The following is a 25,984-nucleotide window of genomic DNA, read 5'->3' on the forward strand; positions in this document are numbered from 1 at the left end:
AACAGGCGCGAAACAAAAGGGTCGGCATCAAGGGCAAGGGAGCCTGGGCGCACGATACCAGCTTGAGTGGATGTCTGGAGCGACACGATCAAGGGGGTCCTACAATGTCGCCACTGTCCAAAGCTGCTTTGATTTCGCTTCTCGCCTCGACCGCGCTTCCCACTGCGGCGATGGCGCAGGATGCGCCCGCTGCCGACGAACTGCCGTCGGACATTATCGTTACCGGCACCCGCGTTACCGGCATGCGCGCGGCAGACAGCGCCGCACCGGTCCAGGTCGTCGGCACGCAGGCGATGCAGGCCGTGGGCCAGCAGGACCTGACCCAGGTTCTGGCGCAGAGCCTGCCCAGCCTCAACTTCCAGGCCTTCGGTGGCGATACCGCCAACCTGACGCTGACCGCCGCGCTGCGCGGGCTTTCGCCCAACGACACGCTGGTTCTGGTCAACGGCAAGCGCCGCCACTTCACCGCCAACCTCGCGGTGCTGGGCGGCTCGCCCTATTCGGGCGCGGCGACCACCGACCTCAGCTTCATTCCGACCAACGCGATCGGCCGCATCGAAATCCTGCAGGACGGCGCCGCGGCGCAATACGGTTCCGACGCGATCGCCGGCGTGGTCAACATCATCCTCAAGGACCAGTCGTCGGGCGGCCTGTTCACCGTGACCGGCGGCCAGTACTACGAAGGCGATGGCGAAACCGCCTCCACCGCGCTCAACATGGGCTTCAAGCTGGGCGATCGCGGCTTCGTCAATGTCACCGGGGAGTACAAGTTCCACAACTACACCCAGCGCGGCGGCTGCGATCGTCGCTACCTGACGCTGGACTGCAAGACGCGCACCGACATCAACCCGATCGATGCGGCCGGTGTTGAAGCCAATCCGTTCTATCCGCGCGTGAACACCATCAACGGCGATGCGAAGTACAGCCTGTACAACTTCGTGTTCAACGCCGGCTACGATTTCTCGGACGCGGTGTCGGGCTATGCCTTCGGCAGCTATGGCAAGCGCAAGGCCTATGCCTACGAAAACTACCGCCGTGCGACGCGCGTTTCCGGCACCACCAGCGATGGCGAGAAGGTCTATCCGCTGACCGCCGGCTTCAACCCGCAGGAACACCTGGACGAGGAAGACTTCTCGCTCACCACCGGGCTCAAGGGCGCGGTATCGGGCTGGAACTGGGATCTGTCGCTGACCTACGGCCGTGACGCGGTGGCGCTCTACACCATCGATTCGGCCAACCCAACGCTCTATGCGCAAGAGCAGTCGCAGAACGCCGACCCGATCGGCCTGCAGCGCGATTTCTATGACGGCACGCTGGTCAACAGCGAGTGGGCGGTCGAAGCCGGCGTCACCAAGGACTTCGAAGTCGGCATGGCCAAGCCGCTGACGCTCGCCCTTGGTGGCCAGTGGCGCAAGGACACCTACGCCATCCAGTCGGGCGAATTCGCCTCGTACTTCGGCGGCGGTGCGCAGTCCTATCCCGGCTTCGCGCCGACCGATGCCGGTTCTTACAACCGCAAGGCCTGGGGCGCCTACATCGACGTCGCCATGGACCCGGTCGAAGGCCTGCATGTCGACCTCGCCGGCCGCTACGAACACTATTCCGATTTCGGCAAGGTGTGGAACGGCAAGGCCACCGCGCGCTATGACTTCAGCCCTGCGTTCGGCATCCGCGGCACCGTTTCGAACGGCTTCCGCGCTCCGACGCTCGCCGAATCGTACTACTCGTCGGTCAACGTCGGCCCGGGTTCCACCTTCGGCCAGCTGCCGCCGAACTCCGCTGCCGCCAAGCTTCTCGGCTTCTCGCCGCTCAAGCCCGAAAAGGCGACCAGCTTTTCGGCCGGTTTCGTTGCGCACCCGCTGCCGAACCTGCAGATCACGCTCGATGCCTATCAGATCAAGCTGAAGAAGCGCATCGTTCCTTCGGCCGCGATCTTCGGCTCGCTGGGCTCCAGCACCGTGTCGCAGGCGGTGATCGATGCGCTGATCGCGCGCGGCGTCAGCCTGGCCGACGCGACCAGCTACGCCGGCATCAACATCTTCACCAACGGCGCGGACACCCGCACTCGCGGCGTCGAAGCGACGATCGACTACACCAGCGATTTCGGCGGCGATGCGAAGGCCAACTGGACGCTGGGCTTCAACTACAACCAGACCAAGCTCGAGAAGATCTACGCGCTGCCGGCAGCGGTGGTGAACACCGCCTTCAGCCAGACCACGCTGCTCGATCCCAACTCGATCGACGGCCTGACGACCGCCACCCCGCGGGTGAAGGTCATCGCCAACGCGCTGTTCACCTTCGGTGATTTCTCGGTCAACCTGCGCGAAACGCTTTATGGCGTCACGCACCAGCGCACCAGCTTCAGCGGCAGCGGCTATGGTTCGCCGGGGGATGGCAGCGGCTACACCGTCCTGCGCATCGGCACCAGCGTGATCACCGATCTCAACGTCGGCTACAAGATCACGCCGAAGATCCGCTTCGACATCGGCGCCAACAATCTGCTCAACAAGAAGGCGCCGACCGTTCCGCTGGTCGCCCATCCGTCGGGCGGCGTGCGTCCGGCCAACGGCAGCAACGTCTACAACCCGCCGATCACGTTCACCCCGTGGGGCATCAACGGCGGGTACTACTACGCCCGCGCGACCTTCAACTTCTGACGGTCGAACGATGATGGTTGCGCCTCTTCGGACCGGCAGTTCAGCCACGAAGAGGCGCCTTGCGAACCGGGGCGTATCCCGCCCCGGTCTTGCCTCCGGCTCCGTGTCGGCTGGCTCCATTCAAGATGAAATGCCATGCTCGCCGCGATGACCAATCCCCTCGACCAGGCAGCCCGGGACCTTGCGACAAGGCCGGCCTCTGCAGAGCGGATCGCGCGCAAGCTGGTGGAGCAGAACCCGGCCGATCCGCGTCCGCGGCTGATCCTCGCCTCGGCACTGCGGCGGCTGGCGCGCGGCGCCGAAGCGCTGCCGCTGCTGATCGAACTGGCCCGCGCCTTTCCGCGGGCAGCGCGCACGCGCTACGAACTGGGCCTCACGCTCTGCGCCGTCGGTCGCACGGGCGAGGGTGAGCAGCAGCTCGAGGCGGCAACCGCGCTCGATCCCAACCATGCAGAAGCGTGGGCCGCGCTGGCCGAGCGCGCCTTTGCGAGGGGGGATGTCGGCGCCGAACGCCGCGCCCGCGCTGCTCTCGCCCGGATCGACGCCAGCCACCCCGAACAAGGCGGGCACGCTGAACTCGGCAAGGCGGCAGAACTCGTCGCGCTCGGCCAGCATGGCGACGCCGAGCAGATCCTGCGCCGCTTTTGCCTGACGCATCCCAACCATGCCGAAGGTGCGCGGCTGATGGCCGCGTGCCATGTCGCCAACCGCACCGTCCATGCCGCCGAAACGCTGCTGCGCCATGCGCTGAGCATCGAACCCGGCTCGGCCCGCATCCGCTTCGACCTTGCCCATGCGCTGTTTGCCGCACGCCTTGCCGAACAGGCGCTGGCAGAGCTTGCGCCGCTGCTCGAAGCCGATCCTGTCAACCCGGCCTATCTCAACCTGCAGGCGGCGTGCCTTGGCCTGCTCGGCGATGATCGCGCCGCCGAAGCGATCAATGCCGATCTGGCGACGGCCTTTCCCGACAACGCGAGCGTTGCCGTCAACCACGGTCACGCCGCGCGCACCGCCGGTCTGCGCGACAAGGCAATCGCCGCCTATCGCCGCGCAACGCAGCTCAGCCCGCAGGCGGGCGAGGCGTGGTGGGGCCTTGCCAACCTCAAGATCGGGGCGATGAGCGATGCCGACGAGGCGCAGATGGCCGCGCTGCTCGCAGGATCGCTGTCCGACGATGATCGCATGCGCATCGAATATGCGCTCGGCCGCCGGTTCGAGGATACGGGCAGGGCGGCAGACGCCTTCGCCCACTATGCCCGTGGCGCGGCGCTGGGGCGGATCAAGTTCGGTGGAGCCGATCGCGATTACGCGGCCGAGGCCGATGCGGTAACCGCCCTCTATTCCCGTGAATTCCTGGACCAGCGCGCGGGGCAGGGCGCCCCGGACGATGCACCGATCTTCGTTGTCGGCCTGCCGCGTTCGGGCTCCACGCTGGTCGAACAGATCCTTGCCAGCCACCCCGCGATCGAAGGGACGATGGAACTGCCCTATATCGGCAGCCTGGTCGGCCGGATCGAGCGCGAGGGCGGGGCCGAACGCATCGCGCGCGCAACGGCGGACGAGCTGCGCGCCTGGGGCGAGGAATATCTCGCGCGGGCACGCGTCCATCGTCGGCTGGGCCGGGCGCATTTCATCGACAAGATGCCCAACAACTTTCGGCACATCGGCCTGATCCGGCTTATCCTGCCGAACGCGCGCATCATCGACGTGCGACGCAATCCGATGGCCTCGTGCTTCTCGGGCTATAAGCAGCTCTTCGCGGAAGGTCAGGAGTTCTCATACGACCTCGGCGATCTGGCAGCCTACTACCGCCATTACCTTGCCATCGTTCGCCATTTCCATGCCGTCGCGCCCGGTGCGGTCCACACGCTGGTCTATGAAGACCTTGTCGAGGACACCGAAGGCGAAGTGCGCCGCCTGCTCGATGCGGTGGGCGTGCCGTTCGATCCGGCGACCCTGCGCTTTTTCGAAAACGACCGCGCCGTGCGCACCGTCAGCTCCGAACAGGTGCGCCAGCCGATCTACCGCGCGGGCATCGACCAGTGGCGCAAGTTCGAACCATTCCTTCAGCCGCTCGCCGATGGCCTGGGCAGGGAGCGCGAAGAGTGGCGCGCATGAACCACTTCAGTTTCCGGGTCACAACCAAGAGTAAGCGATGAACAGGAAGATCAGGGTTGCCGTGCTTGCCCTTGCGGGGGCGACGTTCGCAGGTGTCGCCAGTCTTGCGACGCCAGGCTTTGCCCAGGACCGGCCGGGACCGGGCGGTTCGACGGTGGAAGTCTCGAACCAGGGGCAGGAGGTCTACGAACAGATCTGCCAGGCCTGCCACATGGCCGATGCCAAGGGCGGGGGCGAACCGGGGGCGATGATTCCCGCGCTCGCCGGAAACAAGAACCTGGCCGACAAGGACTACCCGATCATCGTGGTGATGAAGGGCCGCGGTGGCATGCCATGGTTCAACGGCGTGCTGACCAAGGAACAGATCGCCGCGGTCATCACCTACGTCCGCGGCCACTTCAACGATTACCACGATCCGGTCACCGTTGCCGACATCGACCGCATCGTGGCGACCAACCCGCCCGTGCCCGAATGCAACACCTGCGGGCATTGATCCGCCAACCTCCAACACTGTCAGACAGTTTCCCGATCCGACCACGAAGGGATTGCAATGCTTGAGGATTTTACCCCGCCGACCCGCCGCCAGCTGCTGACCATGATCGGCAAGGCGGGGGGGGCTGCCGCACTGTATCAGGCGATGACGGTGCTCGGCCATGCCAAGGACAGCCAGTTCAACGGCCCGCCAAAGCTTTCGGGCGCGAAGCCGGGCGCAAGCGTGCTGGTGCTGGGCGCCGGGCTTGCCGGTATGCTCGCGGCCTATGAACTGACCAAGGCAGGCTACAAGGTCCAGATTCTCGAATTCCAAGGCCGCGCCGGCGGGCGCAACTACACCGTGCGCGGCGGCGATACGATCAACGAGATCGGGTCCAAGCAGGAAGTCACCTTTGCGCCGGGCAACTACCTCAACCCCGGTCCGTGGCGCATTCCCTACCACCACCGCACCGTGCTGCATTATTGCAAGGAACTGGGCGTCCAGCTTGAACCGTTCCTGCAGATCAACCACAACGCGCTGATCCACGGCAAGAAGGCATTCGGCGGCAAGCCGCAGCCCTATCGCGACCTGATGGTCGACTGGAAGGGCCACGTTTCCGAACTGCTCGGCAAGTCGCTCAATGCCGGCGCGCTCGACACCACAGTGACGGCCGAGGACAAGGCCCGCCTGCTCGAAGCGATGCGCGCATGGGGCGTGCTCGACAAGGACATGAAGTACACCAAGAGCGACAAGGTCGGCGAACAGCGCGGCTGGGAACGCCCGCCCGGTGGCGGCGTCAACGGTGCGCCGATCCCCAACGATCCGTTCAGCCTCAGCGAAACGCTCGACAGCGGCATCTGGAACACGCTGGGCTTCTATGCCGAACACGTCATGCAGACCACGATGTTCCAGCCCAAGGGCGGCATGGACCACATCGGCAAGGGCTTCCAGGCCAAGGTCGGCAAGCTGATCCGCTTCAACACGCGCGTTTCGAAGATCGCGCAGGACGATCGCGGCGTCACCGCCAGCTGGACCGACACCAAGACCGGCCAGACCGGCGAAAGCCATGCCGACTGGATGGTTTGCACGATTCCCGCACCGGTGCTCAACCAGATCGATTTCCAGGTTTCGCCGGCCAAGAAGGCGGCGATCCGCGCGCTGCCCTATGGCAACTCGGTCAAGATCGGGCTCGAAATGAAGCGCCGCTTCTGGGAAACCGACTACGCGATCTATGGCGGTATCTCGTTCACCGATCAGGCCATTTCGCTGATCTCCTACCCCAGCGCGGGCTGCTTCACCGATGGGCCGGCGGTGCTGCTCGGCGCCTATCCCTTCGGGCCCGGTGCCTACATGCTGGCGGGCATGACCCCGGAAAAGCGCATCCAGGCCGCGCTCGACCAGGGGTCGGTGTTCCATCCGGCCGAATACAAGGCCGAATTCCTGTCTGGCGCCAGCGTATCGTGGAACCGCATGCCGTGGATCCTCGGCTGCTGCGCCGCCTGGACCGAGGAAAGCCGTGCCGCGCACTATCAGGACCTCGTTTCGATGGAGGGCCGCATCGTGCTCGCGGGCGAACACTGCTCGTACTACGGCTGCTGGCAGGAAGGCGCGCTGCTCTCCTCGATCGATGCGATCACGCGCCTGCACCAGCGCGCTTCGGCGGCCTGAGGACGCCGATCACCGCTTCATGAGGGGCAACGGAGCGGACCTTATTCGTATGCGATGAGGCCCGCTCCGTTCGCATGGAGCGCAGATGCTGGCATGGCAGGCGGCCCGATCCTTGCAGAAGGCCGCTGCCCATGTCCGAATTGCCCCTGCCACCTGCCGTCCGCCCGCTGGGGCGAAGCGGCATTGCGGTTTCCGCGCTCGGATGGGGCATGTGGCGGCTGACGGCGGCGGGGCTGGACGCCGCCGGGGTCGCGCGACTGGTCGAGGGCGTGCTCGATGCCGGGGTGACCCTGCTCGACACCGCCGATATCTATGGCTTCGATGGCAAGTCCGGGTTTGGCGATGCCGAAGCGCTGCTGGGGCAGGCGCTGGCGCTCGCGCCGTCCTTGCGCAGCCGGATGGTGTTGGCGACCAAGGGCGGCATCCTGCCGCCGCTGCCCTACGACCAGTCGCCGACCTACCTGCAAGGCGCGATAGAGGCGTCGCTGCGGCGGCTGAAGACCGACGTCATCGATCTCTACCAGATCCACCGTCCCGATATCCTTGCCCACCCGCAGGACGTGGCCCGCGTGCTCGACGATGCGGCGCAGGCCGGCAAGATCCGTAGCATCGGCATGTCGAACTTCACCCCGGCCCAGATCGCGGCGCTGAGCCATTTCCTCGATGCGCCGCTGGTTGCCACCCAGCCAGAGATCAGCCCGCTCAGGATCGAACCGCTGGAAAACGGCGAGATGGACCAGGCGATGGTGATGGGGCTGACCCCGCTCGCGTGGTCGCCGCTGGGCGGTGGCAGCCTGCTCGATCCGCAGACCCCGCGCGACCGGGCGGTTGCCGATGCGCTCGACGTCGTGGCGGATGCGCAGGGCGTTTCGCGCAGCAGCGCGGCGTTCAGCTGGCTCATGGCGCATCCCGCGGGCATCGTGCCGATCGTGGGATCGCAGCAGCTCGCCCGCGTGGTCGAAGCGACGCAGGCGCTCACCGTGCGCTGGACCCGGGCCGAATGGTACGCGGTACTCGTCGCCAGCCGGGGCGCGCCGCTGCCGTAGCGCATGTCTTAATTGCCCGGTTGATTAGTCGGCGCTGCGCCTGCATGGCGGTGATGGGAGAACAACCGCCATGACCATGATGCGTGCCGTCGAAGTGGGAGCGCTTGCCCCGGATCTTGCCGGGCTGTCGATCGTCGAAAAGCCGATCCCTGTCCCGGGGCCGGGCGAAGTTCTGGTGCGTATCGAGGCGGCGGCGCTCGGCTTTCCAGACCTGCTGATGACCGAAGGGCTCTATCAGGCAAAGCCGCCCGTGCCCTTCGTGCCTGGCATGGAGGCGTCAGGAACGGTCGCCGCAGTCGGCGAAGGTGCAGGCTTTGCGGTGGGCGATGAAGTGATAGTCGGCGGCCTGACCGGGGCGGTGCAGCAATACGCCGTCTACCCCGCTGCCGCCGTTTCGCCCAAGCCCGCCCGCCTGTCGTTCGGGCAGGCAGCGGGGCTGCGCGCGGCGTACCTCACCGCTTATGTCAGCCTCGTGCGCTGCGGGCGGGCCGAGCCTGGCGATTGGCTGCTCGTCCACGGAGCGGCCGGAGGCGTGGGCCTCGCCGCGGTGGACATGGCGCGGGCCCTCGGCTTGCGGGTCATCGCCGTCGCCTCCAGCGAGGACAAGCTTGCTCGCGTGCGCGATCTCTTCGCGCCAGACCATGCCATTCTCGGCCCCACCGGCTTTCGCGAGCAGGTGCTGGAGATTACCGGCGGCAAGGGCGTGCAGATCGTCTACGATCCGGTCGGCGGAGACGTGTTCGACGAATCGACGCGCTGCATCGCGTTCGGGGGCCGCCTGTTGGTGGTGGGCTTTGCAAGCGGCCGCATTCCGGAAGTCCGCGCCAATATCCCGCTGATCAAGGGCTTTTCCGTGGTCGGCGTGCGCGCGGGTGAATTCGGGCGCAAGTTTCCGGAACTGGGGCGCGAAAACGTCGCCGCGATCATGAAGATGGCGGAGGAGGGGACGATCACCCCAACCGTCCACCGTGAAGTCCCGCTCGACGATTTCCGGGACGCCTACGGTGCGATGCGCGATCGCAGCGTGGTCGGCCGCACGATCATCCTGCCACACGCCTGATCCGGTCATCTGATTCGATCAGGGCACGGCTGACGGTGCGCCGTCGGCCTCTTTTTGCGCGTAATTTTGGCGTGCGCTGTCAGAACCTGCGGAAAACGGGCAAAAAGAAAGGGCCGTCCCGAAGGGCGGCCCTGGAAAGTTTGGGAGAGGATGCCTGAAAGGCCCGTCCCATGTGCTCCGCGGACCCGATTCCGGCAAGTGCGAAACGCGCTCGTTCAATTGAGCTTTTTGCAATCATAAAGCTATCATTTTTTGCAATTGATACTGTCGCTTTTTGTGAGGGGGCGAAAAAACGTGCAAAATCAGGCATGCATTCGTATGCCTTGCTCTCCCAAAACTGCACAAGTTGCATGCACTGCAATACGCAGGTGCGAAAAGACCTGCCCATTAGGACAGGTTGAGAAGCGCTTTTCTGGGCGCGGCAAGGTTTCAGATGCAACAGTAACGCCTGCAACAATGGGGGATTGCGCTGTGTGCGGCGCCGCCGCAAGGTCCCCGCCAAAGGAGTCGCACCTACAATGTATTCACCCGCCCAAGCCCGTTTCCGTGGCCTGCTTGCCGCTGCCCTCATGCTGGGCGCCTCTTTCCCCACGCTCGCCATTGCCGCCACGCCGTCCGCGCCCACCGCGCGCGCCGAAGCGCAGGTTCTTTCGCTGTCACAGCAGATCATCGCGATGCGCTCGGTGGTGGGGCAGGGCAACGAGACGGGCAAGGTTGCGGCCGCAATCCGCGATGCGCTGGTTGCCGGCGGCTGGTCGGCCGCGGATGTCGAGATCGTGCCATACAAGGACACCGCCTACCTCATCGCCACGTGGAAGGGCAGCGATACCAGGCTCAAGCCGCTGGTGGTTTCCGGCCACATGGACGTGGTCGAAGCCAAGCGCGCCGACTGGCAGCGGGATCCCTTCGTGCCCGTGGTGGAAGACGGCATCCTGTATGGCCGGGGCGCCACCGACATGAAGTTCAACGCGGCGCAGGCCGTGTCCAGCCTGATCGACCTGCGCCGGGGCGGGTACAAGCCCAAGCGGACCATCGTGGTCGCGTTCTCGGGCGACGAGGAAACCACGATGGAAACCTCGCGCCAGATCGCACAGCGGCTGAAGGACGCCGAACTGGTCATCAACGTCGATGGCGGCGGCGGCAAGCTCGACGAAGGCACGGGCAAGCCGGTCTACTGGACCTGGGACGGCGCCGAAAAGACCTACGCCGATTTCAAGCTCGAAGTGACCAACGCCGGCGGGCACAGCAGCGCGCCACGCCCGGACAACGCCATCGTCCAGCTGAGCCGCGCGCTCGAACGGATCGGCGCCTATCATTTCGCCGCCGAGCAGAACCCGCTGACGAAGGCCTGGTTCGAACGCGCTGCCGCCTTCGAATCCGATGCCGCGACCGCGGCGGCGATGCGCGCCTTTGCCGCCAACGCGAACGATGCCAAGGCGCTCGAAGTGTTGCGCGCCAATCCGGCAACGGTGGGCAAGGTGGGCACCACCTGCGTGCCGACGATGGTTTCGGGCGGCCATGCGCTCAACGCGTTGCCGCAGCGCGCCACCGCTAACATCAACTGCCGCATTTTCCCCGGTCACAAGCCGGCCGACATCATGGCCGAACTGGCCAAGGTCGCCAGCGAACCGGCGGTGAAGTTCACCGACGTGACCGAAGGCTCGACCGCCTCGCCCGCCTCGCCGATGCGCGACGATTTCGTGAAGGCGTCGGAAGCGGCGATCCATGCCGCCTATCCCGGCGTCGCGGTGATCCCGGCGCAGGCGTCGGGCGCATCGGATTCGATGTGGTATCGCAGCGTCGGCGTCGCCGCCTATGGCGCCAGCCCGACGATGACCAAGGACAGCGAAGACTTCTCGCACGGGCTGAACGAACGCGTCCGCCTGTCGAACGTGCGTCCCGGCCTCGTCTACTTCAACACGCTATTCACCCGCCTGTCGCAATGACCGCGTCCAAGAAGCGGCGGGCGATGGCGTCGGCTTCGGCCGGATCGAACTGATCGGCCGAAAGGCAAAGCTCCAGCCACAGCCCGTCGACCAGCGCGGTCACCCCGATCGCGGTGCCGCGCAACCGGTCGGCGGGCACGCCGCAATCGGCCAGCAGCCCTTCCAGCCGCGTGCGGAAGGATGCGTAGTGCATTTCGTGCCGTGCGGCGATGTCGGGACGGACCGATACCAGCGACCAGAACGCGATCCAGGTGGCGAGCAGATCGGGGCTGGCGATCGGCGCCGCAAAGCTGCCGGTCACGAACGCGGCCAGCCGGTCGCGCGGGTTCTCGCCTGCGGCCTCCACCGCGTCGACCAGATGCTGCGTCACCATGCGGTCGGTTTCGGCATAGGCTTCGGCGACCAGCGCATCGACCCCATCGAAGTAGTGGTTGACCAGCCCCGCGGAAACGCCGGCCTCGGCAGCGATCGCCCGCACACTGGCGCCCGATGCGCCAAGGCGGCCAAGCACGCGCATGCACGCCTCGATCAGGCTGCGCCGCCGCGCGTCGGGTTCGGAACGGCGGTATGCGGGTTCTTTCATGCTGGCATCGACTTTCAAATCTGTTATACGATCGTTCAATAAGCCGGGTGATTCAGGGGCGTTGCGTGATGGGTGATCTTTCTTCCGCCTTCGCTGCGATCTCGTCGGTCGACGTCGATCCGGATGGTGACTGGAGCCTTCCTGGCTGGCTCTATACCGATCCCGAGTATTACGCGAAGGAGGTTGAGGAAGTTATCCGACCTTCGTGGCAGATTGTATGTCACGCAAACGACATTCCGGCCTCCGGTGATTACCGTACTCTCGACTACCTGGGTGAAAGCGTCCTCGCCATTCGTGGCGACGACGGCCAGATCCGCGCCTTTACCAACGTCTGCCGTCATCGCGCGATGCGACTGGTCGAGGGCCCTTCGGGTTGCACGAAGAAGCTGATCTGTCCCTACCACGCCTGGGCTTTCGAAACCGATGGCCGCCTTACCGGCGTGCCGATGAAGTCCGATTACCCCGCGCTCAAGATGGAGGACAACGGGCTTCATCCGGTTTCGGTCGAGATCTGGCGCGGCTTCGTCTTCGTCCGCCTCGTCGACAAGGGCTTCCCCTCCGTCGCCGAAATGATGGCGCCGTTCGAAGACGAAGTCGCGCCTTACCGCTTCGAGGAGATGCAGCGCATTTCCGACGTCCGCCTTCGCCCGCGCGCAGTGAACTGGAAGAACGTGGGCGACAACTATTCCGACAACCTGCACATCCCGGTCGCGCACGATGGCCTGACGCGCATCTTCGCGAAGTCGTACGAGATTTCGGCGCACGGCTGGGCCGACCGGATGAAGGGTGATCTGGTGGAGAAGCCTTCGGGCAACTTCTGGGAACGGTTCTACCAGGCGCACCTGCCGGAAGTGCCGCACCTGTCCGAAACGGCGCAGCGCCGCTGGCTCTACTACAAGCTGTGGCCCAACATCGCCTTCGACATCTACGCCGACCAGATCGACTTCATGCAGTGGATCCCCACGGGACCCACCAGCTGCGTGCTGCGCGAAATGGCCTACGCGCTGCCCGATAACCGGCGGGAAATGAAGCTGGCTCGCTACGCCAACTGGCGGATCAACCGCGTGGTCAACCAGGAGGACACCTGGCTGATCGAGCGGGTGCAGCAGGGTATGGCGAGCGGCACGTATGGCGCAGGCCCCATCGGCCGCAGCGAGGTCTGCCTGCGCAGCTTCGCCCGCAAGATCCGCGCGATCTTCCCCGAAGCGCGCCTGCACAAGGCGCCGCCTGCGGGGTGGAGCAAGCGCTGAAGTGAGCAAAACCAGCTTCCGTTCGTGTCGAGCGCAGTCGAGACACGCCGCGCACCGTGTCTCGACTGCGCTCGACACGAACGGGACGTCAGAAGAGAGTTCCGGGAGCATCGCATGACCAATCGCTACGACGCCATCGTGATCGGCGGCGGCCACAATGGCCTCACCTGCGCCTTCTACCTTGCGCGCGCCGGCATGAAGGTGCGCGTGCTCGAACGCCGCCACATCGTTGGCGGCGCAGCGGTGACCGAGGAATTCCACCCCGGCTTCCGCAATTCGACCGCGAGCTACACCGTCAGCCTGCTCCGGCCCAAGGTCATCGCCGACATGAAGCTGCACGAACGCGGCTATCGCGTGATCGAACGGACGATCAGCAACTTCTTCCCGTTCGAAGACACCTACCTGAAGCTGGGCGGCGGCCCAGGCCGCACCGAGGCCGAGTTCGCGCGCTTCTCGAAGAAGGACGCGGAGGCTTATCCCAAGTACGACGCCGCGCTGGAAAAGGTCGCCAACGTGCTGCGCGACATCGCGCTGCAGACCCCGCCCAATCTCGGTGGCGGGCTGGCCGCACTGAAGAATGCCGCGATGCAGGGATGGCCGCTCGCCAAGCTCGACCTGGCGACGCAGCGCGACCTGCTCGACATCTTCACCAAGTCCGCGCGCGATTTCCTCGACGGCTGGTTCGAGGACGACCACGTCAAGTCGGCCTTTGCCTTCGACGCGGTGGTCGGCAACTATGCCGGCGTGTCCACCCCCGGCAGCGCCTATGTCCTGCTGCACCACGTGTTCGGCGAAGTGAACGGCAAGCTCGGTGCCTGGGGCCACTCGGTCGGCGGCATGGGCGCGATCACCCAGGCGATGGCGCAGGCCTGCGCGGAATATGGCGTCGAGATCAGCCTCGAAGCCCCGGTCGCCAAGGTGCTCGTCAACAATGGCAAGGCGCAGGGCGTGAAGCTCGAAAGCGGCGAGGAGCTTTATGCGCCGATCATCGCCGCCAACGTCGGCCCCGCGCTGCTCTATCGCCAGCTGGTCGATTCAAGCGACCTCGACGAGGACTTCAACCGCCGGGTGAAGAACTACAAGACCGGCTCGGGCACGTTCCGCATGAACGTCGCGCTGTCCGAACTGCCCGATTTCACCGTGCTTCCGGGCAAGGAACAGGCCGAACACCACACCGCCGGCATCATCATCGCGCCCGGCATGGACTACATGGACCAGGCCTTCATCGACGCGCAGCAGAAGGGCTGGTCGAAGAAGCCGATCGTCGAGATCAAGATCCCGAGCACCGTCGACGACAGCCTCGCCCCTCCGGGCCAACACGTCGCCAGCCTGTTCTGCCAGCAGTTCGATCCCAACGTCGATTGGGACAAGCACCGCGAGAAGGTCGCCGACCTGATCATCAATACCGTCAACGACCATGCTCCCAATTTCAAGGCCAGCGTGATCGCCCGCCAGATCCACTCGCCGCTCGATCTCGAGCGCAAGTTCGGCCTGATCGGGGGCGACATCTTCCACGGCAACATGGGGCTGGACCAGCTCTGGGCCGCGCGCCCGTTCCTGGGCCACGGCGATTATCGCGCGCCGATCAAGGGCCTCTACATGTGCGGCAGCGGCACCCACCCGGGCGGCGGCGTGACCGGCGCGCCCGGCCACAACGCGGCGGCCGAGATCATCCGCGACCGCTCGATGCTGTGGAAGGTGCTGCACCGGGCGCGGTGAGCGTGGTGTGAGGCAAGGACAGTGCTTCGACAGGTTCAGCAAGGACGGGTAAGGGCGGGGACGTCCTCCTAGACCGCCTGCTCTGAGCTTGTCGAAGGGCCGTCCTTCTTTTGCCCCCGCCGCACGACCCAGTACACCGGCACCCCCGCCACCACGAACAGCGCCCCATAACCCAGCGCGTGCGCACCGAGGCCCCACGAGGCCCAGACGATGAACGCCGCCGCGATCAGCGCGACCACGGCGAGAAGCCGCTCGCCCGGCAGCAGCTTCAGCGCGGCGATCATCACCATCAGGTAGCTCAGCATGCCCGCAGCCAGGCTGACCGAGGCGATGAACTGGAACAGGTCGCCCAGCCCCTTGGAGTAGTTCATTACCGCCACGCACGTCAGCAGCACGGATGATACCACGTGCGCCCGCCCCGGCGTGCCGCGCGATGTCTCCTTGGCGAACCAGGCTGGGAACACGCCGCCCCTGGCCATCGCCCAGGGCACTTCGCCCTGCAGCAGGATGAAGCCGTTCAGCGTTCCGAACGCGCTGATCGCGGCGAACACGGCAACCACGCTCGCCACCCCGCTGCCGAAATGCTGGCCCAGAAAGTCGGCCACGGGCGCTGGCGAGGCCGCCGCCTGTCCGGTCGGCATATAGGCGAAGAAGGCAAGGCTGATGCCGACATAGACCACGCCGGTCAGCACCGTGCCGATCAGCGTGGCGCGCGGCACCACCGCGCTTGCATTTTCCACCTTGTCCGCCGGAACGGTCGCGGATTCGAGTCCGAGGAAACCCCAGAAGGTCAGCCCCGCCGCGCTGGCGATCGCGCCTGCCGCGATCGGCACCGGCGGCTGCGTCACATGCGGCGCGCCGGTGAGGGCCAGCCAGAGCGCCAGCGCGATCAGCGCCACCAGCGGGATCAGCTTAAGCGCGCTCGTCACCAGCGACACTTCGCCCGCCGTGCGCACGCCACGGATGTTCACCGCGGTCAACAGCCAGACGCAGCCGACCGCGAGCAGCGCGGGAAGGCCAGGCGTCCGGCCGATGACCGGGGCGATCAGGCTGATGTTGCTCACCACCGCCACCGCGATCGCACCGTTGCCCGCCCAGATCATCGTCCAGTACGACCACGCCGTGGCAAACCCGGCGAGCGGGCCGAACGCGGCATTGGCATAGGCATAGGGGCCGCCGGCCAGCGGCAGCTTGCCGCCCAGCCGCGCGAACACGATGGCAAGGCACAGCGCGCCGCCGATCGTCACCATCCAGCCGAGCAGCTGGTTCGCCCCCAGCGGCGCCAGCGTCGCCGGCAGCAGGTAGATGCCCGATCCGATCAGATTGCCGACGACCAGCGCCAGCGTCATCAGAAAGCCGAGCTGGCGGGCCGGTCTGGTGCCTGTGGTGCTCAAGCGTTAGTCTCCCCGCCGTCTCGAAGCGTGCAGACTAACGCTTGATCGCGCCGCGTCACCGTGTTTGTTGCACACCGATGGCGAGCCTTCCCGACTTCGACCCCCGATCCTACGACCCGCGCCTCCTCCGCGCCGCGCACGCGATGAACGCGAACGACCTGCCAGCCGCCGAGCCGCTGCTGCGCGCGCTGCTCAAGGACAATCCGTTCGACGTGCGCGCCATCCGCCTGTTTGCAGAACTTGCCGGGCGCATCGGGCGCTATCAGGATGCCGAGAACCTGCTGCGCCGCGCCATCGAGCTTGCACCTCAGTTCACCCCCGCGCGCGCCAACCTCGCGCTGGTGCTCTATCGCACCAACCGCGCGGGCGAGGCGCTCGAGGAACTGGCGCGCGTTTCGGCCGAGGATCCCGACAATATCGGCGTGTCGAACCTGCAGGCCGCCGCTTATGGCCGCATCGGCGAATTCGACGAGGCGCTGGCGCTCTATGCGCAAGTGCTCAAGGAACTGCCGAACCAGCCCAAGGTGTGGATGAGCTATGGCCACATGCTCAAGACCGTGGGCCGGCAGGCGGACGGCATCGCCGCCTACCGCCGCGCGATCGAGCTGACGCCCACGCTGGGCGAGGTTTGGTGGAGCCTTGCCAACCTCAAGACCGTGCGCTTTTCGGACGAGGACATCGCCGCGATGGAAGCGGCCCTGGCCGACGAGGGTATCTCGGCGGAGGACCGCTGGCATCTCGATTTCGCGCTGGGCAAGGCGTTCGAGGATCGCGGCGAGCCGGAACGCGCGTTCGCGCACTATGCGGCGGGCAATGCCCTGCGCAAGCGGCGCATGCCTTACAAGGCGGAGGATACGACCGCGCAGGTCGACCGGATGATTGCCGCCGCAACGCCTGCGCTGCTGGCCGGTGCTGCGGGCACGGGCTGCCCCGCCCGCGATCCGATCTTCGTGCTCGGCATGCCACGCGCCGGGTCCACGCTGGTCGAACAGATTCTTGCCAGTCACAGCCAGGTCGAAGGCACCAGCGAACTGGGCGACATCGCGCTGCTGTCGCGCAGCGTGGAGGACTTTCCCGCGGGCCTCGCCACGCTTTCGGGTGACGATCTTCGGGCCTTGGGCGAACAGTACCTCGATCGCACGCGCATCCAGCGCCACACGGCGAGGCCGCTGTTCGTCGACAAGATGCCCAACAACTGGCTCTACGTGCCGTTCATCCGCATGATCCTGCCCAATGCCACGATCATCGATGCGCGCCGCCATCCGCTCGCCTGCGGCTTTTCCAATTTCAAGCAGCACTTCGCCCGGGGGCAGGGGTTCACCTACAGCCTCGACGACATGGGCCGCTATTATCGCGACTACGTGCGGCTGATGGCCCATGTCGACGCCATCGCGCCGGGCGCCGTGCACCGCGTGATCCACGAAGCGCTGCTCGATGATTTCGAAGCGGAAGTGCGCAAGCTGCTCGCCGCCTGCGGCCTTCCGTTCGAGGAAGCGTGCCTCGCCTTCCACAAGACCGAACGCGCCGTGCGCACCGCCAGCTCAGAACAGGTGCGCCGCCCGATCAACCGCGACGGAGCGGAAGCGTGGAAGCCCTTCGAACCCTGGCTAGGTGAACTGAAGGCCGCGCTCGGCCCGGTGCTCGATGCCTACCCGCAGGTTCCGCTGACATCGTTGTAATTTCGCCACGCCCGTGGACGAACGATAGTTTCAAAGCGTTGCTATCTTGACCGCCCGCCCTTGCGCGGCGCACGCTTGTTATTGGACAAAGTCATAACAAGGGTGGGCAAATATCATGAGGATGTCCCGCAAGGCGCGGATCGCACACGGCCTCCTTCTCGCATCGGGCGCGCTGCTGGCCGCACCGGCTCTCGCGCAGGAAGCGCCACAGGCGCCGCAGGCCGATAACGCAGCGGCGGCCGACGGGCCCGACGTCATCATCGTCACCGCGCAGAAGCGCAGCGAAAACCTGCAGAAGGTGCCGATCTCGATCCAGGCGCTGGGCGAAGCAAAGCTCGAACAGCTCAACGTCAGCAACTTCAACAGCTACACCCAGCAGCTGCCTTCGGTCGTCGCGCAGTCGGCCGGCACCCCCGGCACGAACGTGATCTACATGCGCGGCGTCGCCTCGGGCGGCGATGGCAACCACTCGGGTTCGCTGCCCTCGGTCGGCGTCTATCTCGATGAACAGCCGGTCACCACGGTCGGCGGCAATCTCGATGTCCACATCTACGACGTTGCCCGCATCGAAAGCCTGTCGGGGCCGCAGGGCACGCTCTACGGCGCCTCGTCGGAAGCGGGCACGCTGCGCATCATCACCAACAAGCCCGATACCAGCGGCTTCTACGGGCGCGTCGATGGTGAAGTGAACACCGTCCACAAGGGCGGGCAGGGCGGCAAGCTCGAAGGCATGATCAACGTGCCGTTCTCGCAGACGGCGGCGCTGCGCGTGGTCGGCTACTACCAGCGCGATGCCGGGTTCATCGACAACGTCGCCGGTTGCCGCAGCTTCCTGCCCGAAGGCGATCCGCTCGGCTGCCCGCCATCGAAGAACGGCGGCATCTCGGTCGACAATTCAGCCTTCGTGAAGAAGGACTACAACGACACCGAAATCTACGGCGGCCGCGCCGCGCTCAAGGTGGATCTCGACGACAACTGGACCGTCACGCCGACCGTGATGTACCAGGATACCAAGAGCCACGGCTCCTATGGCACCGATGCCCGCGTGGGCGACCTTGCCGTGCAGCACTTCTTCCCCGAATACCGCGACGACAATTTCTGGAGCGCGGCACTCACCATCGAAGGCAAGCTCGGCAACTGGGACGTGACCTATGCCGGCTCCTACATGGAGCGGAAGACCTACTCGTCCAGCGACTATACCGACTACGCCGAAACCTACGACCAGCTCTATGCTTCGTACGGCGGCGTCGCCAGCTACCTCTACTTCCACGATGCGGCCGGCAACACGATCGACCCGCGCCAGAAGGTGATCGGCACCGATCACTTCAAGAAGATCAGCCAGGAACTGCGCATCGCCTCGCCGTCTGACCAGCCGCTGCGGCTGGTGGCGGGCGCGTTCTTCCAGCGCCAGTCGAACGCGATCCACCAGGATTACCAGGTCGCGAACCTTGCTCCCGAACTTTCGGTCAACGGTTCGCCCGGCACGCTCTGGCTCACCCAGCAGGAACGTGTCGACAAGGACTACGCCGCGTTCGGCGAACTGACCTGGGACATCACCTCGAAGTTCTCGGTGACGGGCGGCGCGCGCCTGTTCAAGTACGACAACTCGCTAGTCGGCTTCTTCGGCTTCGGCCGCAATCCGGGGGCGAACGGGCTCTACGATGGCTCGCCGCCCAACGCCGTGGGCAGCAACCGCACCGGCGTGGCGCAGTGCTTCACCGAATCCGGCCAGCGGCTCTATGACCGCGATACCGACACGTACGCCACGTCGCGCGTGCTGTTGCCGGCGGTCGTTTCGGGCAGCCCGTGCACCAACCTGGGTGTCTATGAAAACGGCAAGGTCAAGCCGGTCGTCGCCAAGGGCGATGGCGTGACCTGGCGCTTCAATGCGACCTACAAGCCCACCGACACGCTGATGATGTACGCCACCGTGTCCAAGGGCTTCCGCCCCGGCGGCCAGAACCGGCGTGGCGATTTCGGCGCCTACCAGCCCGACTACCTCATCAACTACGAACTGGGGCTCAAGACCACGCTGGGCGGCGTGCTGCGGTTGAACGCGGCGATCTACCAGCAGGACTGGAAGCACTTCCAGTTCGCCTATCTGGGGCCGAACAGCTTCACCGTCATCACCAACGGCCCGAACGCCCGGATCCGCGGTTTCGATATCGATGCCGGCTTCAACATCGAACGGCTGAGCGTGAACGTGGCGGCGGCCTATACCGATGCCAAGACGAGCCAGAACCTGTGCGCGGTGTTCGATCCGACGTTCACCTGCGCTACCTCGTCGGTTCAGGCGCCGGCCGGCACCCGCCTGCCGATCACCCCCCGGTTCAAGGCGACGACGACGGTGCGCTACACCGTGCCGGTGGGCGAAGCGAAGGTCTATGGCCAGTTCAATCTGGCCTACCAGTCCAAGGCCTCGTCCGATATCCGCGTCGACTATGCGGCCAAGCTGGGCGAGCTGCCCGACTTCGCCACGGTCAATCTCTCGCTCGGCGCGGACTGGCCGAATTACTCGCTCGAACTCTTCGTGCAGAACCTGCTCGACGAGCGCGGGCAGCTGTCGCGGTTCGTGCAGTGCGGGGCGTGCACCAGCCGGCCGTACTACGTGCCGATCACGCCGCGCACGATCGGCTTGCGCGCCGGCGCGAAGTTCTGATCCGTCGCGCTCGCTCGGCTGAAGGGGCGGCTACGGCTTGTCCAGCACGTAGCCGAGCGAGCGCACGGTCCTTAAGGGGTAACCCGCGCCCACTTCGCGCAGCGCGCGGCGCAGGCGGCTGACCCAGGCATCGACGGTGCGTTCGTCGATCGGCTGCTCGTTCTTGCCCAGCGCGCCGATCAGCTGGGCGCGGCTGAACACCTTGCCCGGCTGTTCCATCAGGTAGCGCAGCAGGCGCAGCTCGTTGGGCATCAGCGCGATTGGCGTGTCTTTCCAGCGGGCCTGCAGCGCGGCAAGGTCGAGCGTCAGGTTGCCGAGCTGCAGCGTCCGGCCCGGCGCCTCCCGCTCGGGAATCTGCACCGAAAGCACGCGATCCAGCACCGTGCCGCGGTCGACCGGCCCGACGATGTAGTCATCAGCCCCGGCGCGCAGTGCGCGGCGCTTGGCCTCGGCTTCGTCCTCTTCCAGGATCATCGTCACGTGGGCCTGCTCGGTCACCGGATCGCAGCGCAGGCGGCGGCACAACTCCAGGCCCGACATGTCGGGCAGGACCCAGTCGACGAAGGCCCACGGCTGGCCATCGAGCAGCGGGATCGGGCTGCCCCAGCGCCAGCGGTGGAACTGCACCTTCAGGTCGCCGTGGACGAACGGATCGTGCCCGCCGGGCAGCGTTTCGGTAAGCAGGATGTCGATCTGGCGCATGGGGTCCCGCAACTTGAGGCGAGGCCTATCTGTCGTGATTTTGTGACGCTTGCATGACGATGAAGGCTGCGGCGGCCGCTTGGCGCGATGGCGCAGTTTCCCGTTCGCGCTCGCCGTGTTCGGTGATAGCTTCCGATAATAATTTCTTGTGAACGGGGGCGTGCATGAAGAAGTGGATGATGGCGGCGTCGGTTGTGGCGCTGGCAGCGGGCGGCGTGGTGCTGGCGGCGGCAGGGGGCAGCGGAGCGACGGCCAGCGCGGTTTCAAGCCTCGTCACGCTGGCGAGCCGGGGCGGCGGGGGCGGCGCGACGGGCGTCCCGGCGGCCCGGGCGACGACCGGCACAGGCCGGCTCATCCTGGCAGCGGCGGGCAAGGGCATTCCCGACAGCTGGATCTGCGTGTTCGCCAAGGGCGCGGTCGAACGCGCCGCCGTGCGGACCGCGGCGCAGGGCGCGGCGGGTTCGGTCGGGGGCAAGCCGGGCCATGTCTATGACGCGGTGCTCGGCGGCTTCTCGATCACGCTGCCGCAGCAGGCGGCGCAAGTGCTGGTGGAAAAGAACCCCAACATCGATCACTGCTCGCAGGACCAGGTGGCCGAACTGGTCAAGCCGATCGAAGCGAGCGCCAAGCCTGGCGGTGGCGGCGGTTCGACCGAGACGGTGCCCTGGGGCATCACCGCGGTCAACGGCGGGCAGGCCTATACCGGCACTGGCCGGGCGTTCGTGGTCGATACCGGCATCGACCTGACCCACCCCGATCTCAATGTCGATACCGCGCTCAGCGCCAACTACGTCACCCGCGAAACCTCGCCGCAGGACCTGAACGGCCATGGCACCCACGTGGCCGGCACGATCGCGGCGATCGGCGGCAACGGCAAGGGCGTCGTCGGCGTTGCGGCCGGCGCCAAGGTGGTCGCCATCCGCGTGCTCGACCGGCGCGGCAGCGGCGCCTATTCGGACGTGATCGCGGGCGTCAACGCGGTGGCGGCCAAGGGCAAGCCCGGCGATGTCGCCAACATGAGCCTGGGTGGGCCGATGTCTACCGATCTCGACACCGCCGTGTGCCAGGCGGCGGCGACCGGCGTGCTGTTCGCGATTGCCGCGGGCAACGACGGGGCGGATGCCTCGGGCTATTCGCCCTCGCACGTCACCTGCGCCAACACCTTCATCGTCGCGGCCGAACAGCAGGGCAATGTCTGGGCGAGCTTTTCGAACTACGGCCAGCCGCCGGTCGATTACATCGAGCCTGGCGTGAACGTGCTCTCGCTCTGGCTCAATGGCGGCACCAACACGATCTCGGGCACGTCAATGGCGACGCCGCACCTGGCCGGCCTGCTGTTGTGGGGCACCGGGGTCAAGGCGGGTGGCACGGTCACCCGCGTGGCGGGCGACGTCTACACGCTCGGCGTCCACTGAGCGCCTGGTGCCATCACGGTTCGGGGAGGGGGGAAGGGGTCGCTTCGGCGGCCCCTTTTCCGATTCGGCACAGGGCAGGGGGTTGACGGGGTTTACACGGTCCAAGAGCTAAATCCGGCCGCCTCGCCCGCTGATCGCGAGTACTGGCACAAGACCTTGATTACCGACGATTTCAACGAGCGAGGAGGGCACTTCTAGCGCATCCTGCGCCTGTAGGACAGCGCTTGCCCATCTTGTATATGCAACGCCTATACTGACGCGTGCGTCAGCTTTATTCGGTAGAGCGTTTCGAGCGCCATCGCCGTGGCGGCGGGGCCGGTATCGCCGACGCGTTCGAGCTCCAGGTCATGCCGTGCCGCGAAGCGCTGCATCATGCCCTGCGAGGCGAGGTTGTCGTCGGCAATGGTCAGGGTGACGGTAGCGACGCCAAGCGCCCGCGCTTCGTCCAAGAAGGCATCGAGCAACCGCTGCGACAGTCCCGTCCCCCGCTCGCCCTCGCGCAGGCCGACCTGCCAGAGCAGCATGGCGCTGCCTTCCGGCGCGCGCATCGCGGTAAGTAACCCCACCAGCCTCCCGTCTCGCTCGGCAACGAGGAGCAGCCCGGCATGGGCAAGCGCCCAGTAGGTATAGGGCGTGTGCAAATCGAGCGTGCCGGTATCGCGCACGAGATCGAGCAGCGCGGGCACGTCGGCGGCGGTAGCGTGGCGGATGTGGGGTTGGGGGAGGGGCATAGTTCGCGGCCTAGAGAAGGTTAAGGCGTCCAGTAACTGACGGTAGTGTTCGAGGGGCGGTGTAGCAGGTCTGGCATTGGGACTTACCGGTCATTAGACAGCGCGCCTTCGGGCGGCAGCTTTCGTTTGTACCAGACAATATCCGAGCCGCCTCAGCTTAACGAAAATGGAGGCTTGACGATAAATCTATCTAGGTAGAGTAAATGATACATGCCCCGAAGACGCGCGCTTTCCCCCCATGCAAAGACGGTCCTCGCCGTTCTCCTCGACGCAGCCGACCAATGGTCGCACGGCTATGAACTGGTGCGGCTTGCGGGCGTGAAATCCGGGACGCTGTATCCGCTCCTGATCCGCCTGGAGGCGCAAGGCTATCTCGAAGCGGAATGGCAGCAACCGCTGGAAGGCGGGCGTCCGCCGCGACATGCGTACCGACTGACGGCAAGTGGCGTGCAGCTTGCCCGCGCCAATCTCCCCGCCCAAGCGCTGGCGCCCGCCTCGCCACGTCGGGAAGCGACGACATGAGCACCGGCCTTCGCCGCTCGCTCGCCAATCTCGCGTGCCGCACGCTGCAAGCGACGCTGCCCCCCTCGCTGCAATCCTGGGGATGGGCGATCCGATACGAGACGGCAGGCATCTCCGACGACACGACGGCGCTGCTGTTCGCGCTCAACAGCCTGTGCGGGCTGTTCCCCCGCGTGATCGCAGCGCAGGTATTTCACCCAGTCGCCGCCTTGCTCGGCGGTGCTGCGATGCGCAGCCCTCGCGCGCTTGGCATCCTCTGCGCGACTGGTGCCGTCCTCCTTGGCCTCGTCTATATGGCGGCCGCCGGCGCACCGACGCGCTATCTTTGGGTCAACGCCGCCGCGCTGGTGATCGGCCTAACGATGCTGGCGGTGCTTGGTCGCGCGGTCACGGCAGAACGATGTTCGGCGGAGGCCGCCATCATCGCCATGGCGGGTGCCTTGCTGGCAACGGCGTTGCTCGGTGCCGACGTCGAGGGGGCTGTGCGTTGGGTCTATATCGGCGGATTGAGCGTGCAGCCCAGCCTTGTTCTGCTGCCGATGATGCTCGCCCTGTTCGCGAGAACCCGAAGCACGCCCGCGACGGTGGGCATCATCGCGGCCGCTCTTGCCATGGCCCTTCAGCCCGACCGGTCGATGGCTGCAATGCTCGCATTATACCTCGCAACGCTCGCGGCCATACGCCGGGACCCGTACGTCCTCACCGCGCTTGCGGCCAGTGTGATCGGTTTCGCGCTAACGCTTGTTCGCGCCGATCGGCTGCCGGCGGTCCCGTATGTCGATCAGATCCTGTATTCGTCCTTCGACGTGCATGCCGTCGCCGGCCTGGCGGTGCTGAGCGGTTCGGCCCTGCTCCTGGTTCCGGCGATCGCCGGTTGGCGCCGCGACCCCGACAACCGCGCGACCTATTCTGCCTTCGGTGCGATCTGGTTGGTCGTGATTCTGGCCGCTGCCCTCGGCAACTATCCAACGCCGGTTGTCGGATACGGCGGCAGCGCCATCATCGGCTACGCATTGAGCCTTCTGGCCCTTCCGAAACGCGCAGGCGCCCGTGCCGGGGGCGCTGCCTGGGCGCGTGACCCGGCGGATGGGACAGCGTCCGATCGACACCTTCTCATTGCACTGGCCTGATCGCATGTCTCTGCCCGAAACCCGCGGCAAGCTCCGCCGCATGGTCGCCAACATGGTGCGCCGTCCCTACCGATACTGGCTCGTCGCCGCGTTGATCGTGAGCCTGCTCACTTACGCGTGGGGCCAGATCACGCAGCGGCGTGGCGATCAGGTCGTTTCCTTCGATCCTGCGACACAGACGTGCGGCACGGATGGATCGCTTCGTTACTGCATCTATCGGGACAGGCGGGGGACGAACGGCGACATCCTCTACCATCTCCATGGCAGGGGCCTCGACGAACGCATCTGGAACGACGACACATACCTCACCGCGATGGTGCAGAGCGAATGGCAACGGAACGCCGCGTTGCCCCCAACCGTGGTCGAGCTGTCCTACGGATCTACCTGGCTGCTGACCCCGAAGGGCGAGAAGGCCGACAGCGGCTTGCTGGACGACATGATGCGTCGCTTGCCGGCGATAGAGGCGAAGGTCGGCCGTCCTCAACGACGCCTGCTGCTGGGGGAATCGATGGGCGGCCTCAACGTCTTGATTGCGGGCCTGTCCTATCCCACGCGCTTCGCCAAGGTCGCAGCGCTCTGCCCCGGCGTCTACACGGTGTCACCATTCGCCACATTCTCGGAGATCCGCGCGTCGGCAAAACGGACGGGGGCCGACCCCAAGATGATCTTCGGAGTTTGGATGTTGGCGCGCAAATACGCGGCGAACAACGCGGAATGGCAGCGTGTCTCGCCGCTCACGCTGATCGAGCGCGCAGGCCCGAGCTACCCAGCGCTCTACCTTTCGAACGGCCTGTACGACGCCTATGGCAATTTCGAAGGCACCCAGCGCCTTGCCGACAGAGCGCGGGGTCGCGGCGTCAGGACGGAGTGGCATCCGATCTATGGCGGACACTGCGGCACCGATGCAGCATCTCTCGCAGCATTCCTTGTCTCGGACTGACCTGCATCAACGCAACTTGGCGGGTTCCAAACCGCTGATTGCCATTTCGAATCGGAGATCGAAGATCGCTACGCTTCCAGCTCGTCGTGACGTGCTCGTTGGAGGAACGCGTTGACGGTTACAACTGGGGGCGAACTGCCAGAGCGGAACAACGGTTTCAGGCCGCTGCCGCCGACGGAGCGACTAGGGCTGCCTATGGCCGCTTTCAGCCCGAGCGGTCGTTCCCATCCGCTGACAGGAAGGGCGCATTCTGGTCGTAAGCAGCCGCGATTCTGTCTCCTGTCAGGTTGATG

At 65.9% G+C, this 25,984-nt stretch carries 19 protein-coding genes; 15 read left to right on the plus strand and 4 right to left on the minus strand.

The genetic code is table 11. The annotated features are described in order from the left end of the window. The first annotated feature begins 104 nt into the window (after window positions 1-104). The 7 genes from AACH40_RS04605 to AACH40_RS04635 all read left to right on the plus strand — a co-directional run bounded on the left by AACH40_RS04605 (window position 105) and on the right by AACH40_RS04635 (window position 10,967). The gene (locus tag AACH40_RS04605; RefSeq protein WP_338644373.1) at window positions 105-2,657 is read left to right on the plus strand and encodes a TonB-dependent receptor; all 2,553 of its coding nucleotides are present in this window, start codon (window positions 105-107) and stop codon (window positions 2,655-2,657) included. 135 nt (window positions 2,658-2,792) lie between these two features. Next, the gene (locus tag AACH40_RS04610; RefSeq protein WP_338644374.1) at window positions 2,793-4,775 is read left to right on the plus strand and encodes a tetratricopeptide repeat-containing sulfotransferase family protein; all 1,983 of its coding nucleotides are present in this window, start codon (window positions 2,793-2,795) and stop codon (window positions 4,773-4,775) included. A 37-nt stretch (window positions 4,776-4,812) separates the two neighbouring features. Beyond that, window positions 4,813-5,268 carry a cytochrome c gene (locus tag AACH40_RS04615; RefSeq protein WP_338644375.1) on the plus strand — a complete coding sequence of 152 codons (456 nt, stop codon included), beginning with the start codon at window positions 4,813-4,815 and terminating at the stop codon, window positions 5,266-5,268. Between the two features lie 57 nt (window positions 5,269-5,325). After that, on the plus strand, window positions 5,326-6,915 hold the full coding sequence (locus tag AACH40_RS04620) for a flavin monoamine oxidase family protein (protein ID WP_338644376.1): 1,590 nt from the start codon (window positions 5,326-5,328) through the stop codon (window positions 6,913-6,915). 131 nt (window positions 6,916-7,046) lie between these two features. Continuing rightward, window positions 7,047-7,961: an aldo/keto reductase gene (locus AACH40_RS04625; protein WP_338644377.1), complete on the plus strand. Its 915-nt coding sequence runs from the start codon at window positions 7,047-7,049 to the stop codon at window positions 7,959-7,961. Window positions 7,962-8,031: 70 nt separating this feature from the next. Continuing rightward, a complete protein-coding gene (locus AACH40_RS04630; RefSeq protein WP_338644378.1) occupies window positions 8,032-9,021 on the plus strand; it encodes an NADPH:quinone oxidoreductase family protein in 990 nt (329 codons plus the stop codon). 518 nt (window positions 9,022-9,539) lie between these two features. Continuing rightward, window positions 9,540-10,967: a M20/M25/M40 family metallo-hydrolase gene (locus AACH40_RS04635; protein ID WP_338644379.1), complete on the plus strand. Its 1,428-nt coding sequence runs from the start codon at window positions 9,540-9,542 to the stop codon at window positions 10,965-10,967. Here AACH40_RS04635 and AACH40_RS04640 read toward each other — a convergent pair. Continuing rightward, window positions 10,948-11,550 (minus strand): TetR family transcriptional regulator C-terminal domain-containing protein, encoded by a 603-nt coding sequence (locus tag AACH40_RS04640; RefSeq protein ID WP_338644381.1) that lies wholly within the window; start codon window positions 11,548-11,550, stop codon window positions 10,948-10,950. The genes AACH40_RS04635 and AACH40_RS04640 overlap by 20 nt on opposite strands. Before the next feature lie 68 nt (window positions 11,551-11,618). Between AACH40_RS04640 and AACH40_RS04645 the strand changes: the two genes are divergently transcribed. Together AACH40_RS04645 and AACH40_RS04650 are read left to right on the plus strand one after the other, a co-directional pair. Continuing rightward, window positions 11,619-12,800, plus strand: a complete 1,182-nt coding sequence (locus AACH40_RS04645) for an aromatic ring-hydroxylating dioxygenase subunit alpha (RefSeq protein ID WP_338644382.1) — start codon at window positions 11,619-11,621, stop codon at window positions 12,798-12,800. 24 nt (window positions 12,801-12,824) lie between these two features. Next, window positions 12,825-14,519: an NAD(P)/FAD-dependent oxidoreductase gene (locus AACH40_RS04650; protein ID WP_338644383.1), complete on the plus strand. Its 1,695-nt coding sequence runs from the start codon at window positions 12,825-12,827 to the stop codon at window positions 14,517-14,519. A gap of 68 nt (window positions 14,520-14,587) precedes the next feature. Here AACH40_RS04650 and AACH40_RS04655 read toward each other — a convergent pair whose 3' ends face one another. Continuing rightward, window positions 14,588-15,913 carry an amino acid permease gene (locus AACH40_RS04655; protein WP_338644384.1) on the minus strand — a complete coding sequence of 442 codons (1,326 nt, stop codon included), beginning with the start codon at window positions 15,911-15,913 and terminating at the stop codon, window positions 14,588-14,590. A gap of 77 nt (window positions 15,914-15,990) precedes the next feature. Here AACH40_RS04655 and AACH40_RS04660 point away from each other — a divergent pair, with 77 nt between their 5' ends. Together AACH40_RS04660 and AACH40_RS04665 are read left to right on the plus strand one after the other, a co-directional pair. After that, entirely contained in the window at window positions 15,991-17,592 is a 1,602-nt protein-coding gene (locus tag AACH40_RS04660) for a tetratricopeptide repeat-containing sulfotransferase family protein (RefSeq protein WP_338644385.1), read from the plus strand. Window positions 17,593-17,707: 115 nt separating this feature from the next. After that, window positions 17,708-20,251 (plus strand): TonB-dependent receptor, encoded by a 2,544-nt coding sequence (locus AACH40_RS04665; protein ID WP_338644386.1) that lies wholly within the window; start codon window positions 17,708-17,710, stop codon window positions 20,249-20,251. A 30-nt stretch (window positions 20,252-20,281) separates the two neighbouring features. On the opposite strand, the gene AACH40_RS04670 is transcribed toward AACH40_RS04665, so the two are convergent. Further along, a complete protein-coding gene (locus tag AACH40_RS04670; RefSeq protein WP_338644388.1) occupies window positions 20,282-20,953 on the minus strand; it encodes a response regulator transcription factor in 672 nt (223 codons plus the stop codon). Between the two features lie 164 nt (window positions 20,954-21,117). Between AACH40_RS04670 and AACH40_RS04675 the strand changes: the two genes are divergently transcribed. After that, on the plus strand, window positions 21,118-22,368 hold the full coding sequence (locus AACH40_RS04675; protein ID WP_338644389.1) for a S8 family serine peptidase: 1,251 nt from the start codon (window positions 21,118-21,120) through the stop codon (window positions 22,366-22,368). A gap of 248 nt (window positions 22,369-22,616) precedes the next feature. On the opposite strand, the gene AACH40_RS04680 is transcribed toward AACH40_RS04675, so the two are convergent. Then, entirely contained in the window at window positions 22,617-23,099 is a 483-nt protein-coding gene (locus AACH40_RS04680) for a GNAT family N-acetyltransferase (protein ID WP_338644390.1), read from the minus strand. Between the two features lie 210 nt (window positions 23,100-23,309). Here AACH40_RS04680 and AACH40_RS04685 point away from each other — a divergent pair, with 210 nt between their 5' ends. From AACH40_RS04685 to AACH40_RS04695, 3 genes are read left to right on the plus strand one after another with little or no spacing between them, the layout of a single operon-like run. Next, window positions 23,310-23,621, plus strand: a complete 312-nt coding sequence (locus AACH40_RS04685; RefSeq protein WP_169492134.1) for a PadR family transcriptional regulator — start codon at window positions 23,310-23,312, stop codon at window positions 23,619-23,621. Further along, on the plus strand, window positions 23,618-24,751 hold the full coding sequence (locus AACH40_RS04690; RefSeq protein ID WP_338644391.1) for a hypothetical protein: 1,134 nt from the start codon (window positions 23,618-23,620) through the stop codon (window positions 24,749-24,751). Before AACH40_RS04685 ends, AACH40_RS04690 begins: the two co-directional genes overlap by 4 nt. A gap of 4 nt (window positions 24,752-24,755) precedes the next feature. Continuing rightward, window positions 24,756-25,691, plus strand: a complete 936-nt coding sequence (locus AACH40_RS04695; RefSeq protein WP_338644392.1) for an alpha/beta hydrolase-fold protein — start codon at window positions 24,756-24,758, stop codon at window positions 25,689-25,691. Window positions 25,692-25,984: the final 293 nt, after the last annotated feature.

It is taken from the genome of Novosphingobium olei (assembly GCF_037076535.1).
GTDB classification, from domain to species: domain Bacteria; phylum Pseudomonadota; class Alphaproteobacteria; order Sphingomonadales; family Sphingomonadaceae; genus Novosphingobium; species Novosphingobium olei.

Bases quoted from the DNA above. Each gene is read 5' to 3' on its own strand.
- AACH40_RS04605 (WP_338644373.1), top strand. From the start codon at position 105: ATGTCGCCACTGTCCAAAGCTGCTTTGATTTCGCTTCTCGCCTCGACC.
- AACH40_RS04610 (WP_338644374.1), top strand. From the start codon at position 2,793: ATGCTCGCCGCGATGACCAATCCCCTCGACCAGGCAGCCCGGGACCTT.
- AACH40_RS04615 (WP_338644375.1), top strand. From the start codon at position 4,813: ATGAACAGGAAGATCAGGGTTGCCGTGCTTGCCCTTGCGGGGGCGACG.
- AACH40_RS04620 (WP_338644376.1), top strand. From the start codon at position 5,326: ATGCTTGAGGATTTTACCCCGCCGACCCGCCGCCAGCTGCTGACCATG.
- AACH40_RS04625 (WP_338644377.1), top strand. From the start codon at position 7,047: ATGTCCGAATTGCCCCTGCCACCTGCCGTCCGCCCGCTGGGGCGAAGC.
- AACH40_RS04630 (WP_338644378.1), top strand. From the start codon at position 8,032: ATGACCATGATGCGTGCCGTCGAAGTGGGAGCGCTTGCCCCGGATCTT.
- AACH40_RS04635 (WP_338644379.1), top strand. From the start codon at position 9,540: ATGTATTCACCCGCCCAAGCCCGTTTCCGTGGCCTGCTTGCCGCTGCC.
- AACH40_RS04640 (WP_338644381.1), bottom strand. From the start codon at position 11,550: ATGAAAGAACCCGCATACCGCCGTTCCGAACCCGACGCGCGGCGGCGC.
- AACH40_RS04645 (WP_338644382.1), top strand. From the start codon at position 11,619: ATGGGTGATCTTTCTTCCGCCTTCGCTGCGATCTCGTCGGTCGACGTC.
- AACH40_RS04660 (WP_338644385.1), top strand. From the start codon at position 15,991: ATGGCGAGCCTTCCCGACTTCGACCCCCGATCCTACGACCCGCGCCTC.
- AACH40_RS04665 (WP_338644386.1), top strand. From the start codon at position 17,708: ATGAGGATGTCCCGCAAGGCGCGGATCGCACACGGCCTCCTTCTCGCA.
- AACH40_RS04670 (WP_338644388.1), bottom strand. From the start codon at position 20,953: ATGCGCCAGATCGACATCCTGCTTACCGAAACGCTGCCCGGCGGGCAC.
- AACH40_RS04675 (WP_338644389.1), top strand. From the start codon at position 21,118: ATGAAGAAGTGGATGATGGCGGCGTCGGTTGTGGCGCTGGCAGCGGGC.
- AACH40_RS04680 (WP_338644390.1), bottom strand. From the start codon at position 23,099: ATGCCCCTCCCCCAACCCCACATCCGCCACGCTACCGCCGCCGACGTG.
- AACH40_RS04685 (WP_169492134.1), top strand. From the start codon at position 23,310: ATGCCCCGAAGACGCGCGCTTTCCCCCCATGCAAAGACGGTCCTCGCC.
- AACH40_RS04690 (WP_338644391.1), top strand. From the start codon at position 23,618: ATGAGCACCGGCCTTCGCCGCTCGCTCGCCAATCTCGCGTGCCGCACG.
- AACH40_RS04695 (WP_338644392.1), top strand. From the start codon at position 24,756: ATGTCTCTGCCCGAAACCCGCGGCAAGCTCCGCCGCATGGTCGCCAAC.